The following is a 13,600-nucleotide window of genomic DNA, read 5'->3' as shown; positions in this document are numbered from 1 at the left end:
GCTGATCGACACCGCGACCTTCTGGCTCCGGCCGGGTGTCTGCGGATGGAGGATTCGCCTAGTCAGGTCTATGGCGCCGCACTGCTAATGCGGTTTGGGAGTGATCCCATCCGGGGTTCAAATCCCCGATCCTCCGCCCCTAGCTCCACCCAGGTGATGTCGCAAGACGTCGGAATGACCCTGAACCCCTATCGGGTTCGGGGTCGTTTTGGTTTGGGGGCCGGGTGGGCGGCGTTTGGGACGGACTGAAGACGATGCCGCTGAGCGGTGGCCCCGCCGACGTGGTGGCCGGCGTTCGCGTGGTGGCTCGCCCTGTCCTGAGAATCCGGCGCTGAGACGAGGAAGCCGCACCCGTTCGGGATGGTAGATCTTGAGTATCCCGAACGAGTGCGGCTGACCCTGGCCCCGAACTATGGCAGGTAGCGGACGATCCCGCCGACGGCGGCGTTCCCTGGTACCGCAATGGGCACGCAGTTGCTTGTCGACTCCACCCACACCGAGCCGTCCGACGTCGCCGCGGTCGAGCCCGCGACCGTCAGCTGGCCGCAGCCGCCGGGCAGCGTGAACGAGTAGCCCTTCACCTTGTTACCCGCGGTGAGCTTGAGGAAGTACTGGCCGGTCTTGGAGACGGTGCCGTCGTTGAGGGTCCACACGTCGCCCTTGGGGTCCATCGCTGGCCCGTAGGTGTTGCTGATCGCCGCGGTCTTGCCTGGCTCGACGGCCACCTTCTTGTACTTGCCACTCGTGGAGACCGTCAGGTAGCAGGTCTGCGAGCCGCAGCCGGCGATCTCGACCAGGCGGCCAGAGCCGTTCCCCGCCACTCTCTGCGCGGCGAAGCCCTTCGGTGAGGCGAAGAAGGCCTGCTTGCCCGCCGCGGTGAAGCGCACCAGCCCGGTGGCCTGGCCGGCCTTGTTGCGGCCGACCGCCCACATCGAGCCGCCCACCCCGGCGGCGAAGGCGCCGATGGACGTCTCGCCCTTGAGGGTGAACTCCTTGATCGAGCCCCCCGTGGTGACGCGGAGCAGCTTGGGGATGGCGCTGCTTGTCGTGGTTCCGCAACTCGCCCAGACTGAGCCGTCGCTGGCGCTCGTCAGGCCGCCGGGGACCGCGCAGGTCTTCGGCACCGCGAAGGTCTTGGTTGTGCTCGGGCCCGGGGTGTAGCGGACAAGGACGTAGGACTGAGCGCCCTTGACCGTGGTCGCGGTGGCGATCAGCCACGCGTTCTTGCCGCCGTCGAACGCGGGCGCCCCGTTCGAGTACGAGAACAGGGTGGGCGCGTTCTTGCTGCCAACGTAGGGCAACAGCGGCCCGTAGTAAGAAACGCTGCCCGTTGACGGGTTCACCGCGTCGAGGGCCTGGGAACCCTTGGGGTTCCCCTGCCACTGCGGCGGCATGAACGCGGTCAGCCAGATCCGCCCGTCGGGACCGCGGACCGCCCCCTGCTGTGACCCGTACGTTGGGTAGAAGTGGAGGCCGGCCTTGGCCGCGGCGGCGCCGGCCGAACCAGCGGCGGCGGACACCGTCCCAATCGCCACAAGTGCCGCTCCCGCGAGCGCGGCCAGCCCGCGCCGGGACCTCACCCGTCGCGCGAGGCGCGCAGACCGTGGATGCAAGGAAACATAATTCAACGCTTCTCACCAACTAGAGCCTAGAATTGACACAATGCGCCAGTCATTATTGCATCCGGCCAATCGAGTTGTCAGCCTGCTCAGTGATAATTCTGGGACGGCCCCCGTGACGGCCCCGGGCCCGGCCGCCCTGCACCGCCGATTACGCTAAGCCGTGACAAGGCCACGCTGAATTAATGGCGAATTAGCAGGCTTACCAGATCGGCAGCCCGCAACGTCGCCTCGAAATTCAAATTTGCTGTGACCTCACCCAGATTGTAATAACGATTTGGCGGCCCGCCTCTACCGCTCGATGGCCCAGACCCTCTACTGTTGAGACGTACCGCTCGCGTCAGTGGTTCACGTGCGTGACCCGGCAGTTCCGCCCCGCTCTGCCTCCGTGGACATCGACGCAGGCCAGTCGGCCAATGGTAGGCAGGTAGCCAATTCGCCATCTAGTAAGACGCGCGAACCGCCCAGTCGGTTTACCTCCTTTCCAAGAAACTTTATTAAGTCTTGGTTTCGAATCTAACAAATTGGTCAGATGCCTGAATCTTCCGCTACCGCCCTTGCCTGCAAGCCTAGTTGGCGGTTAACTTCAGGTTGCCACATTCAGTGGCATTGCGGAGAGTCACCAGAGACTACTTATAGGTAGATGTCGGCCTTGACCGGCATTCTTTGCCGTCTTCCGGGGCCCAGAGGGGGAGCGGGGTAATGCTTGCTGTTGCAGTGCTCGTTGTGTCGATCGTGCTTTTCGCCATGGCGTTCGCGACGCTGTGGTGGATGATGCACGCTTGGCGGACACCCGAGACGCTCGCATCGACCAGCTTCGCTAAGCCCGTCGGGGAGACCGGGCTTTCTTTCACGCTGCTGCTGCCCATCAGGCACGAGCGGCAGGACGTGGTTGAGAACACCGTGCAGAAGATGCTCGAGTCCAGCCACGACAAGTTCGAAATCGTGATCATCACCGGTGCGGACGACCCGGAGACCACGGGGATCGCCGAGCGGCTCGCCACCATCGACCCGGACCGGATCACCACCGTGATCGACCCGGCGCCGCGGAACAAGTCGACCGGCCTCAACTCGGCGCTGCTCTCCGGCAAGTGCCATGGTGACGTCATCGGGGTCTTCGATGCCGAGGACGTGGTCCACCCCGACCTGCTGACGCACGTGGACCACGCGTTCCGCTCGGAAAACGCGGACGTGGTCCAGGGCGGCGTTCAGCTGCTCAACTTCTACTCGAGCTGGTACAGCCTGCGGAACTGCCTGGAGTACTTCTTCTGGTTCCGCAGCAGGCTGCACCTGCAGGCGGAGAAGGGCTTCATCACCCTCGGCGGCAACACGGTCTTCGTTAAGCGGGAGCTGCTCGAGCCCAAGCGCGGCTCCAGCGAGCAGTGGGGCTGGGACGAGACGTGCCTCGCCGAGGACTGCGAACTCGGCGTCCGGCTGTCGAGCGCGGGCAAGAAGGTCGTCGTCGCCTACTCGCCCGAGATGGTCACCCGCGAGGAGACGCCGGACACCATCACCAGCTTCGTCAAGCAGCGGACCCGGTGGAACCAGGGCTTCCTGCAGGTGTACCGCAAGGGGACCTGGAAGAGGCTGCCGACGAACCGGCAGCGGTGGCTCGCCAGGTTCACCCTGTCCACCCCCTTCTATCAGGCGGCGTCCGGCCTCGCCGTCCCCATTGGCATCGCCATCGGCGTCTTCGTCAAGGTCCCGATGGTGATCGCGATGATCTCCTGGATGCCCGCGATTCCCGCATTCCTCGTCCTGGCCTTCGAGGTGGCGGCGCTGCGCGACTTCGGCAAGGAGTACTTCGGCAAGGACCGTGCTGACCAGACGCACCGGGTGCGGGGCATCCACTACCTGAAGCTCATCGTCAGCATGCCGTTCTTCCAGATCCTGCTGATGTTCGCGGCGTTGCGCGCCGTCTGGCGCGAGCTGCGCGGTCGGACGAACTGGGAGCTGACCGAGCACGTCGGCGCTCACCTGAACGTCGCCGCGTCGACGTCCGCCACCACATCCGTCTGACTCCCTCACGAGGACTAGCAGGAGCCTTCCGTGACTGTGCTTGACCGCCCGGTAGAGCGGGCCCCGATAGATAGGGCCAAGGACTGGCGATTCCTTGGCCGCTCCGCGGACTTCTGGCTCTGCGCCACGCTGACGCTCATCGTGCTGCTCGTCCAGGGCTGGAACATCGCCGGGTACCCGACGGTGTTCGACGACGAGGGCACCTACCTGGCGCAGGCCTGGGCGATCGACCACGGGGTCGGCATGGCGCCGTACACGTACTGGTTCGACCACCCGCCGCTTGGCTGGATCCAGCTGTCCGCGCTTGCCTGGATTCCGTCGCTGATTTTCCACGCTCCCGGGCAGCTCGTGGTGGCGTACAGCCGGATCATCATGCTGCCGTTCACCGCGGCGTCCTCGATCCTCGTCTACGTGCTCGCCCGCCGGATGAAGCTGCCGCGCTGGTCGGCGGCGCTCGCGGTCGCGCTGTTCGGGCTCTGCCCGCTGTCGGTGACACTGCAGCGCGAGATCTTCCTGGACAACGTCGCGGTCACCTGGATACTCGCGGCCTTCGTGCTCGCCTACTCGCCGCGCAAGCACCTGTGGCACCACGTCGCCTCCGGGCTCTGCGCCGCGGTCGCGGTGCTGTCGAAGGAGACCATGCTCCTGGTGGTCCCGGCGCTGGTCGTGGCGCTCTGGCAGAACGTGCACAAGGACACGAGGAAGTACTCCTTCGTCGGCTTCATCGGCGCGTTCATCCTGGTCGGCGTCCAGTACCCGCTGTACGCGACGCTCAAGGGCGAGCTCTACGCCAGCGGCGGCCGGGTGTCCCTCTGGTCCGGCCTGAAGTACCAGCTCACCCGGCCGGGCTCGGGATCGGTGTTCCACGGCGGTGCTCACCCGAGCAATGCCTACTCAGTTCTGCACAACTGGCTGTTCTACGATCCGGTCCTGATCGTGGTCGGCGCCCTGGCCGTCCTGCTCTGCCTGGCGTTCTACGACACGCGCCCGGTGGCGATCGCGGGCGTGATCCTGGTGCTCACGGTGCTGCGGCCCAGCGGCTACCTGCCGTCCATGTACGTCATCGGCATGCTGCCGTTCTTCGCACTCGGCATCGCCGGCCTGTCCTACCGGCTGGTGACGTTCATCCTCACCTACCGGGCGAATCCGGTGTTCTGGCAGCAGATAACCCGGCTCGGCGTGGTTGCGGTGATTGTCTTTGCCGCCGCGTTCTCCGTGGTGCCGCGCTGGTACTCCCACGACAGCGACGCCGACAGCCAGAACATCAACAAGGGGTACCAGCTAGCGGTCGAGTGGATCGACTCGCACATACCGCATCCGGGCAACGCCCGGATCGTGGTCGACGACACCATCTGGCTCGACATGGTCAAGGACGGCTTCAAGCCGGGGCGGCGCGACATCTACTTCTTCAAGCTCGACGTCGACCCGGACGTCATGCTGAACCTGCCGGGCAAGTTCGGGAACGGGTGGAAGGGCGTCCAGTACGTGATCCAGACGCCGTACATGACCGAGAACCCGAGCTACTCGACCACGCTGCTGCTGGACCACTCCAAGGTGCTGTGGAAGTACGGCAGCGGCGACCGCTTCAGTACTATCTTCGTCCTTAAGGTCACGCCCCAACACGTAAGGCCGAACTATCCGTGACCGCATCAGTCACCGGGGTCGAATCGGTTGACGGCCAGGTTCCGCCGAGCGGACCTCTCGTCTCGCTGGTCATCCCGACCTTCAACGAGGCGGCGAATATCGCCGAGCTGCTGGCCCGGCTGACGGGCGCGATTCCCGCGCAGGTGCCCGCCGAGGTCATCTTTGTCGACGACAGCACCGACGACACGCCCGCGGTCATCGCGGAGGCCGCCAGGTTCTGCAGGCTCGCGGTTTCTGTGCTGCACCGCGACGTGCCGGCTGGCGGGCTCGGCGGCGCGGTCACCATGGGCCTGCGCGCGGCGACCGCGCCGTGGATCGTGGTAATGGACGCCGACCTGCAGCACCCGCCTGCGACTGTCCCCGCGCTCGTCTCGGCGGGCCAGCGGGCGGGGGCGGACCTCGTCGTCGCCACCAGGTACGCGGGCGGCGGCAGCCGCGCCGGACTTGACGGCGTGTTCAGGCGGTTCGCGTCCGGCGGGACCACGTTCCTCGCCAAGACGGTGTTCCTGCGTCACCTGCACGGCGTCAGCGACCCGATGAGCGGGTTCTTCGCGGTTCGCGCCGCCGCGCTCGACACCACCGTGCTCCGTCCGCTTGGTTACAAGATCCTGCTCGAGCTAATCGTGCGCTGCAGGATTCGCAAGGTGACCGAGGTGCCCTATGAATTCCAAGACCGGTTTGCCGGACAGTCCAAGGCAAACCTGAATGAAGGTCTACGATTTCTCCGGCACCTGATGGTCCTCAGGTTCGGCAGCGTCGCTTCCGGCCTTATCAACCTGGCGCGGCCCGGTCGCCGGACGGCACCTGTCCATGAAGCCACCGCAGCGGAGGTCCAATGAGGAACCCCCTGGGCCGAGGAGGCCGCAAGCGCTCCTCGCGCGTCAGTCATGTCGGCAACGTGTCACGTAAGTGGCGCGACAGCAAGCCACTGCGAGCCGCGCTAGGCGCGGCGACGCTGGCGCTCCCGGTCGTGGCCGTGGCGAGCACGAGCGCGTCCGCGGGGGTCAACCTGGTGGTCAACCCTGGGTTCGAGCAGGGATCCGGCGTCGGCGTTTGCTGGCAGGCGGGCGGCACAGGAACGAATACGTACTCCATCGGCACCACCAGCCTGGCCCATTCCGGCGGCAAGGCGCTCAAGGTGTCGATCTCGAAGTTCAGCAGCGGCGAGCGCATCGCGATGACCGCGGAGAACGCGGGGTGCGCACCGACCGTCATCCCAGGGCATCAGTACAACCTGGGCGTGTACTACATGTCGAACACCCCGAACGCGGTGATCGACGTGTACCGGCATGACGCCAAAAAGGGCTGGGTCTTCTGGATGGACCTCACGACCCTGAAGGCGAGCAGCAAGTACAAGCTCGCCTCGGTGCGCACGCCGGTGGTACCGACGGGAACCACGCAGCTCTCCTTCGGCGTGGCGCTCTACGGCAAGGGCACGCTGATCACCGACGACTACTCGATGGTGGACGCGACGGTGCCCGCGGCCACGTCGACCCAGTGCTCGGCGGGTGCGGCGTGCACCAAGGGCGCCTGGCAGGTGCTGCCCTTCCCGAACCCGGTCCGGTCCATCCACTCGGTGGTTCTCTACAACGGCGACGTCCTGTTGGTGGCGGGTTCTGGCAACGACCCGAACGAGTTCGCGGCGGGGACCTTCGAGTCGGCCGTCTACGACCCGTACAAGGGCACCTTCAAGGTGATCCCGACCCCTGACGACTTCTTCTGCTCCGGTCACGTGCAGCTCGCCAACGGCAACGTGCTCATCCTCGGCGGCAACAAGCGGTATCCGGACGCGACTGCCCCAGTGAACCAGCAGGGCTACGAGGGGCTCAACACCTCGTACATCTTCAATCCGGTAACGGAGCGGTACGTCAAGGAGAACAACCTCAACGACGGCCACTGGTATCCCTCGGCCACCGAGCTCGGCAACGGCGACATCATCTCCTACGGCGGCCTCGACGCGACGAGCGGCGGGAGCGTCAAGACCGAGTACTTCCAGTACAACAAGCCGCTCACCGATTCCACGCCGGACAGTTCGACCGACGGCAAGTGGCTTCCGTCAGGCACGACCCCCAACACGGTCAACCAGACCTATACCGGCTGGGGCCTGTACCCGACCATGATCCTCCGGCAGGACGGCACGCTGTTCTACACCGGCAGCCACGTGTTCGGCAACAACGAGACCCCGTTCGGTACCGTTGGCACGCCGCGCGGCCAGGGCGGGGCCGGCATTCTCGACATCGGGAACATCATCAACACCAGGCCGGCCGACACCGACCCGATGACCGTGGTCAACGGGCTCCAGGACACGCCGGGTGGCCCGGCCGGCACGGACATGACCGACCAGTCGATGTCCGTGCTGCTGCCGCCCGCGCAGAGCCAGCAGGTGTTCCTGGCAGGCGGCGGCAACATCAACTGGCAGAAGCCCGGCACCAGGCTCACCGACCTGATCAACCTCAACGCGGCGAACCCGACATACGTTCCTGGACCGCTGCTGCCACTGGGCATCTTGTCGAACGGCAAGCAGGAACCCGCTGCTGACGGCAAGATGTACCCCTCGATGGTGCTGCTGCCTAACGGCAACGTCTTCGAGACCGGCGGCGGCCTGATCGACCGCGAGGACCCGGTCTACGAGGCCTCGATGATCAACACGGCGCAGCTTGAGGCAGGGGCGCCCGCCTCCTCCGTGTACACCAAGATGGCCACCGACCCCGTGCCGCGCGGCTACCACTCGCAGTCCATGCTGCTCGCCGACGGCAGGATCCTGTCGATCGGCAACAACCCTGGTGACGGGTCGTTCGAGATGCGGATCTCCGTTTACTCGCCGCCCTACCTGTTCCACGGCGCCCGGCCGCAGATCACCGGGGTGCAGTCGGCGAGCAACTGGACGTACAGCGGCAAATACAACATCACCACCAACCAGCCGATCACCTCGGCTGAGCTGATCAGGCCCGCCGCTGTCACCCACCAATCGGACCCGAACCAGCGGTTCGTCGCGCTGGGGATCACCGGCGCAGGAAACGCCCTCACGCTCAGCGTGCCGAGCCAGGCAACCATCGCCCCGCCCGGCTGGTACATGCTGTTCGTCACCAACGCGAACGGCGTGCCGTCGGTCGCCAAATGGGTCCACGTCGGCTGAGCGGGAGACAAGCGATGAACCACAAGCCGTTCGGGCGCAGCGTCTTCGCCGGCATCAGGAACCACCCGCGGTGGGCCGCCGCGATCGCCGTGCCCGTGGTGGCGGCGAGCGTCGTCACGGGCACCACGATGGCCTCGGCCGGCCCGCAGCCGACACTCGCGGTCTCCGCGTCCGCGCTGCAGGCGAAGTCGGCCGCGCACATCATGGATTTCGGATCGGCGCCAGCCGGGAAGCAGATACATCCCAGAGGCCACGCCAAGCCGATCAAGGAGTCGTGGCATATAGACGGCTGCGATCACGACTACGGCACGGCCAATCAGTGTGTGCCGTGGGCGATTCCCGGCGCCACCGCGCAGGCCAAGTGCGCGTGGCTGCAGTCCAACGGGTTCGGCCCGCTAACGGTCCCAGGTAAGAATCGCCAGCACCTTCCTGAGAACGCGGAGGGCGAAGCCTGCCCCGCTAACGTGTGAGGTGCATGCCCAATGCTTAGCTCAAGGCGCCAGCGTCGGCTGCTGACCCTGGCATCAGCCGTGACGGCCCTCGCGGCCGTCACGGCGGGGTGCTCGAGCAGCACCGTCGCGACCGCGAGCGACGGCGGCAGCGCGCCCGGCATGGTGCTGATCAACACCAGCAAGTACAAGGGCAACATCATCACCCCGGTGACCAAGCCGGTAGGAACGCTCACCGACGACTTGGGCAAGCCGTTCAGCATCAAGAACGACACTGCCGGCGTGGTGACGCTGCTTTTCTTCGGCTACACGCACTGCCCGGACGAGTGCCCGCTCACCATGTCCAACACGGGGGCGGCCTTCAGGATGATCCCCGCGGCGGACCGGGCCAAGATCCGGGTGCTGTTCGTCTCGGTGGACCCTGGCAGGGACACCCCGGCCAGGCTCCGCTCCTGGCTCGGCAACTTCAACCCGGCGTTCATCGGCTTGCGCGGCAGCCTCGCGCAGGTGGAGGCCCTCGAGAAGCAGACCGGCCTGCCGATCGGCCAGACCTTCAAGGACTCGGCCGGCGAGGCTCAGCTGGACCATGCGACTGAGATGTTCGCCTTCAGTACAGATAACGTAGCGACCGAGGCGTTTTTCCCCTCCACGCCGCCGGCCAACATGGCGAATGACCTTAAGCTTCTAGTTGCGGGCGGAAAGCCTTCTTAAGCCCCTGGCCACCGGTCACCACCCCTGACCGGTGGCCAGGCCCGCCTGTGGGTCCTTATCCGGGCGTTCCCGGCTCATCGGGGCATAGCCGGAAGAGACGGGATGAAAGGGCGCATTCCCTACCGCCGCGTCGGTGGGATACCTTCTTGGGGACATAGGCGGGTTTAAGGAGAGGCCACCATGGCATCGGGTGACTGGGTAACCGTTGGGATTGACAACGGGGGCACGGCGAACAACGGGACCGTGCTCGATTCAGAGGGCAGGTTCCTCATCGACACGATGGCGGAGCTGCCCAGCCTGGTACGCGAGGGGCCAGACAAGGCCATTTCCCAGCTCGTCGACTCCTTTGACAAGGTTCTCGGGATCACCGGTGTGTCCAGGGAGAAGGTCAGGGCCGTCGGCCTTGACACGCCCGGCCCGGCGAGCGCGGACGGCGTGCTGGCCACGGGCGGTGCGACGAACTTTGGTCACCCGGACTGGTCCAGGTTCAACATCAGGGCCGCCCTGGAAGAGCGGCTTGGCATTCCCGTCCTGTACAACAACGACGGCAACGCCGCGGCCCTCTACGCGCACTACGTGCGGCACGGCTCGGACGCGGAGAACCGCAGCTCGGTGTCGGCGATCGTGGGCACCGGCTTCGGCGGCGGCGTGGTCTACGACGGGCGCATCATCAAGGGCGCGGCGGGCATGGCAGGCGAGCTCGGCCACATGCCCATCCCCGTTTACGGCGTACTCGAGCCGGGCCAGCCGATGCCGTCTTGCGCCTGCGGGCAGGTGGGTGACGCGGAGTCGATCGCGTCGCTGACCGGGATCACCCGCAACCTGCTGCCCTACTGGCTGAGCAGGTACCCCGATCACGAGCTGGCGGGCGTGGACATCGCGAAGGCGGCGAAGCAGGTCCGCGGCTACGCGGAGCGCGGCGATGAGATGGCGCTCGCGATCTTCAAGCAGCAGGCGATGGCCATGGGCCAGGTGTTCTCCATCGCGGCCAAGTTCACCGACCCCGACACCTACTTCGTCGGCGGCGGGGTGATCGAGGCAGCGCCGCACTTCCGTGACTGGTTCGTGGCCACGGTCAAGGAGCACACCAAGTTCTACGTCGAGCAGTCGGAGATCGCGGAGATCACCTTGGTCCCCGACCTGGACATGGCAGGTGCCCGCGGCTCGGCCATCGCCGCCGCCACCTGGGTCAGAAACCGGTAAAGGGCCTATTAACGCGAAACGGGTGCGGCTGTCTGACCTGGCAGATTGCCGCACCCGTTCCGAATGGTTATGAACTTTTGCTGCCGGAAGGGGCTAATCATCCCCTGAGCCGGGGTCCTTGAAGATCAGGCCGCACACCTCGATGTAGAGCTGCTCAGGATAGGGCAGGTGATTAATCGTGTGCAGCGCCTGGTCCTGGCCGGCCGATTCGACGATGAACGTGCCGAAGCCAAAGAGCCGCCCGATCGCCGAGCGCTCGAAGCGCATGTCGGTGACCTTGGACAAAGGCATCATGTTCACCGTCTTCTTCACCACGCCCGTGGCGAGGAGAAGACGAGCAGAAGTTACTACAAAGTAATCTTCGAGCCACTCGTAGACCTTGTAAAGCAGCCTGATCACGAGCAGGAGCCAGAGCAGCCAGACCACGAGCAGGACCGTGCTGCTCAGATGGGCGATGGTCGAGATCAGGCCGGCGAGTGCGAGCCCGGCGAGGGTGTGGGCCACCGGCTTGATCAGGATGGCTGGGTGGAACCGTACGGTGATGACCCGGCGTTCGTGCGGGAGGAGGACCCGGTACACGCTGGCCGGGACTGTTTCGTTCGGGACGACCCTGATGCCCATCGATTACCTTTTTGTCGAGCTTAGGTTCAGGCTAGATGGAGGTGAAGAAATTCGAAAGGCCGTTCGCTGCGCTGCTCAGCAGATTCCCGATGTTGTGGACTAGGTGCGCGGCATGTGCGGGCTGCTGCACGATCCACCAAACGACGAAAACGATGATCGCCCATTTGACGATGTTACCGAGTTTCACTGCCGCCTCCTGGAAGCGCAGAGTGCTCCATCGTGCCAGTTCCTTAATCCTAGTCCGAAGCGGCTTGGATGGGGGGATCATCCAAGCGGGTACGGCTCTGGCCATGCCCGTCCGGCACAAAGTATGCCCGCAACTCGTGGCTGCTACTCATGAGCCCAAGTAAGAATGTATCAACCCGCGACGCAGTATGCCTTCGGGCAACGGGCGAGTGAAGCAGCCACGCCGGCGTCCCCGACGGCGGTATCTTCGTATCTGTGGCGATGCCTGAGGTGAGTGAGACAGACTTTGCGATTGTCGTCTTCCGCGAGGACGACAGCTGGGATGCCGACGTGCTGCCGGCGGCGATGACGAACGACCTGGCCGGATTCATCCGGGTGCTGCGGCAGCAGCCGAGCATCGCGGGGACGATCGGCCTCGCGGGGATTGACGACTACTTCTTCGTGGCGATCCGTGTCGTCGGCAACCAGGTGACTGTGCTGCTGTCCGACATCGGCGCCGCGCTTGACTACCCCCTTGCCGAGCAGGTGCTCGATTACCTCGAGATCCCCGTGCCCGACGAGGAGGACCTGGATCAGGTGCTGCCCGTCGGAGACCTGTCGATCTTCGCTGACCTCGGCCTCGACGAGATGGAGCTCGCGGCGATCTGCAGTCGGCTTGACTTCGAGTCAGACGATGACCCGTGGGATCACGTTGAGGACGCGGTGGAGTCCATCGCCGTCAGGCTCGGGTTCGGTCCCGCCATGGAGCGCGCGCTCGACGTCGCACTCGGCGCCTGATAACGCACGGCGCGCGCGAGTGCCTGACGAGCCAGTGCCTGACGAGCCACTGCCCGAGGGGCCGGTAACCGGATACGAGGCGACATTCGAACCCGCCATGCGGGCGGCGCTCGCCGAGGCGGAGGCCGCGCTCGCGACCGGTGACGTGCCGGTCGGCGCGGTCGTCACCGACGACGCGGGCACGATCGTCGCGCGCGGCCGCAACCGCCGCGAGGCGGCGGGCGACCCCACCGCGCACGCCGAGATCGAGGCCATCAGGGCCGCGGCCGCCGCGATCGGCGGATGGCGGCTTGACGGGCTGACCCTTGTCGTGACCCTGGAGCCCTGCACGATGTGCGCGGGCGCCATCACGACCGCACGCCTTGACCGACTGGTATACGGCGCCCAGGACCCGCGTGCGGGCGCGGTGGGCTCACTCTGGGACGTCGTGCGCGACCAGCGCCTCACCCCCGTACCCGAAGTACTCGGCGGCATCCTCGCCGACGACTGCCTCGCCGTCATCAGACGATTCTTTTCCGGACGCAGGTAGCCCCGAGTCGTCGTTTGGGGCGAACGTCAGGTATGCTCACCCGCGGTGGAGTCGCCTAGTGGCCGAGGGCGCACGCCTCGAAAGCGTGTGAGGGGGCAACCCCTCCGTGGGTTCAAATCCCACCTCCACCGCTCAGATACGCGCATTTCCCCCGGTTCGACAGCCGCTTGAACACGCGGCGGTGCGTCCTCCCCACCTGGGGAAAACGTACTGGCCAGCGTGGCAGAGTGGTGCTTCAGGCGCCGGTTCGGGCGGGAAATCCCCCTCGCGCACATCACTTTGGTTACTGCGCCGACGGCACTGCCGTCCGCATCGCGGCCAGCCCTGTCCTCCCCCTAGGGAGGCAGCCGTGACCGCGCAGCCCCTGGCTCCCGTCATCCCCTCCTCCGGCGTCGCGGCGTACTGGCAGCGCGCCGGGCCGGCCGCGGCCCGGCGGCTGCCGCTCGCCTCTCCGGTTCCCGTGCCGTCAGCGCCGGAGGACGTCGTGTACGGGATCGCCCGCATCGCCTCCTCGGGCCGGATCTGCGAGCGGGCCAGACGGCTAAGAGCGGCTGTAACACCCTAGGGTGGTGCACGTCCCCCGGGGTGTTACACCCGCTCTTAGCCACGGGACACGGGGACGGGAAATTAGAGAGGGCGGGGACACCAGCCTCTAGGCCATGTCCCCGGTCGCCGGCCACGTTTCCGCAGTTCAATGGGGATTCGG

13 protein-coding genes and 2 tRNA genes are annotated in these 13,600 nt (G+C 66.0%); 12 read left to right on the top strand and 3 right to left on the bottom strand.

The genetic code is table 11. The annotated features are described in order from the left end of the window. The first annotated feature begins 47 nt into the window (after nt 1-47). Nucleotides 48-136: transfer RNA gene (locus tag EAS64_RS29665), tRNA-Ser, on the top strand. 274 nt (nt 137-410) lie between these two features. Here the strand turns inward: EAS64_RS29665 and EAS64_RS29660 are convergent. Further along, on the bottom strand, nt 411-1,535 hold the full coding sequence (locus EAS64_RS29660) for an NHL repeat-containing protein (RefSeq protein WP_145858403.1): 1,125 nt from the start codon (nt 1,533-1,535) through the stop codon (nt 411-413). Nucleotides 1,536-2,321: 786 nt separating this feature from the next. Between EAS64_RS29660 and EAS64_RS29655 the strand changes: the two genes are divergently transcribed. The 7 genes from EAS64_RS29655 to EAS64_RS29625 all read left to right on the top strand — a co-directional run bounded on the left by EAS64_RS29655 (nt 2,322) and on the right by EAS64_RS29625 (nt 10,781). Beyond that, nucleotides 2,322-3,638: a glycosyltransferase family 2 protein gene (locus tag EAS64_RS29655; RefSeq protein WP_145858401.1), complete on the top strand. Its 1,317-nt coding sequence runs from the start codon at nt 2,322-2,324 to the stop codon at nt 3,636-3,638. A 30-nt stretch (nt 3,639-3,668) separates the two neighbouring features. Beyond that, nucleotides 3,669-5,282, top strand: coding sequence for an ArnT family glycosyltransferase (locus EAS64_RS29650; RefSeq protein ID WP_145858399.1), 1,614 nt, complete (start codon nt 3,669-3,671; stop codon nt 5,280-5,282). Continuing rightward, complete coding sequence (locus EAS64_RS29645; RefSeq protein ID WP_145858397.1) at nt 5,279-6,121, top strand: polyprenol monophosphomannose synthase; 843 nt, start codon at nt 5,279-5,281, stop codon at nt 6,119-6,121. The genes EAS64_RS29650 and EAS64_RS29645 overlap by 4 nt, the downstream gene beginning before the upstream one ends. Continuing rightward, a complete protein-coding gene (locus EAS64_RS29640; RefSeq protein WP_145858395.1) occupies nt 6,118-8,418 on the top strand; it encodes a galactose oxidase early set domain-containing protein in 2,301 nt (766 codons plus the stop codon). The genes EAS64_RS29645 and EAS64_RS29640 overlap by 4 nt, the downstream gene beginning before the upstream one ends. 14 nt (nt 8,419-8,432) lie before the next feature. Further along, entirely contained in the window at nt 8,433-8,888 is a 456-nt protein-coding gene (locus tag EAS64_RS29635; RefSeq protein WP_145858393.1) for a hypothetical protein, read from the top strand. 12 nt (nt 8,889-8,900) lie between these two features. Beyond that, nucleotides 8,901-9,578 (top strand): SCO family protein, encoded by a 678-nt coding sequence (locus tag EAS64_RS29630; protein WP_222849714.1) that lies wholly within the window; start codon nt 8,901-8,903, stop codon nt 9,576-9,578. A gap of 180 nt (nt 9,579-9,758) precedes the next feature. Continuing rightward, nucleotides 9,759-10,781 (top strand): ROK family protein, encoded by a 1,023-nt coding sequence (locus EAS64_RS29625; protein WP_145858391.1) that lies wholly within the window; start codon nt 9,759-9,761, stop codon nt 10,779-10,781. A gap of 93 nt (nt 10,782-10,874) precedes the next feature. On the opposite strand, the gene EAS64_RS29620 is transcribed toward EAS64_RS29625, so the two are convergent. Both EAS64_RS29620 and EAS64_RS43915 read right to left on the bottom strand, forming a co-directional pair. Then, nucleotides 10,875-11,402, bottom strand: coding sequence for a PH domain-containing protein (locus tag EAS64_RS29620; RefSeq protein ID WP_145858389.1), 528 nt, complete (start codon nt 11,400-11,402; stop codon nt 10,875-10,877). A gap of 31 nt (nt 11,403-11,433) precedes the next feature. Next, entirely contained in the window at nt 11,434-11,589 is a 156-nt protein-coding gene (locus EAS64_RS43915; RefSeq protein ID WP_187366267.1) for a hypothetical protein, read from the bottom strand. Between the two features lie 260 nt (nt 11,590-11,849). Between EAS64_RS43915 and EAS64_RS29615 the strand changes: the two genes are divergently transcribed. The 4 genes from EAS64_RS29615 (at nt 11,850) to EAS64_RS29600 (ending at nt 13,459) form a co-directional block, all read left to right on the top strand. Beyond that, entirely contained in the window at nt 11,850-12,365 is a 516-nt protein-coding gene (locus EAS64_RS29615) for a tRNA adenosine deaminase-associated protein (RefSeq protein ID WP_145858387.1), read from the top strand. Between the two features lie 97 nt (nt 12,366-12,462). Then, nucleotides 12,463-12,894: a nucleoside deaminase gene (locus EAS64_RS29610; protein ID WP_145859086.1), complete on the top strand. Its 432-nt coding sequence runs from the start codon at nt 12,463-12,465 to the stop codon at nt 12,892-12,894. Nucleotides 12,895-12,938: 44 nt separating this feature from the next. Next, nucleotides 12,939-13,025, top strand: a tRNA-Ser gene (locus tag EAS64_RS29605). 218 nt (nt 13,026-13,243) lie between these two features. Next, entirely contained in the window at nt 13,244-13,459 is a 216-nt protein-coding gene (locus EAS64_RS29600; protein ID WP_145858386.1) for a hypothetical protein, read from the top strand. The last annotated feature ends 141 nt before the right edge of the window (nt 13,460-13,600 follow it).

Origin of the sequence: Trebonia kvetii, from assembly GCF_007827045.1 — a bacterium.
GTDB classification, from domain to species: domain Bacteria; phylum Actinomycetota; class Actinomycetes; order Streptosporangiales; family Streptosporangiaceae; genus Trebonia; species Trebonia kvetii.
Note: the sequence above shows the minus strand (reverse complement) of the source record. Positions and strands in the feature narration are given on the sequence as shown.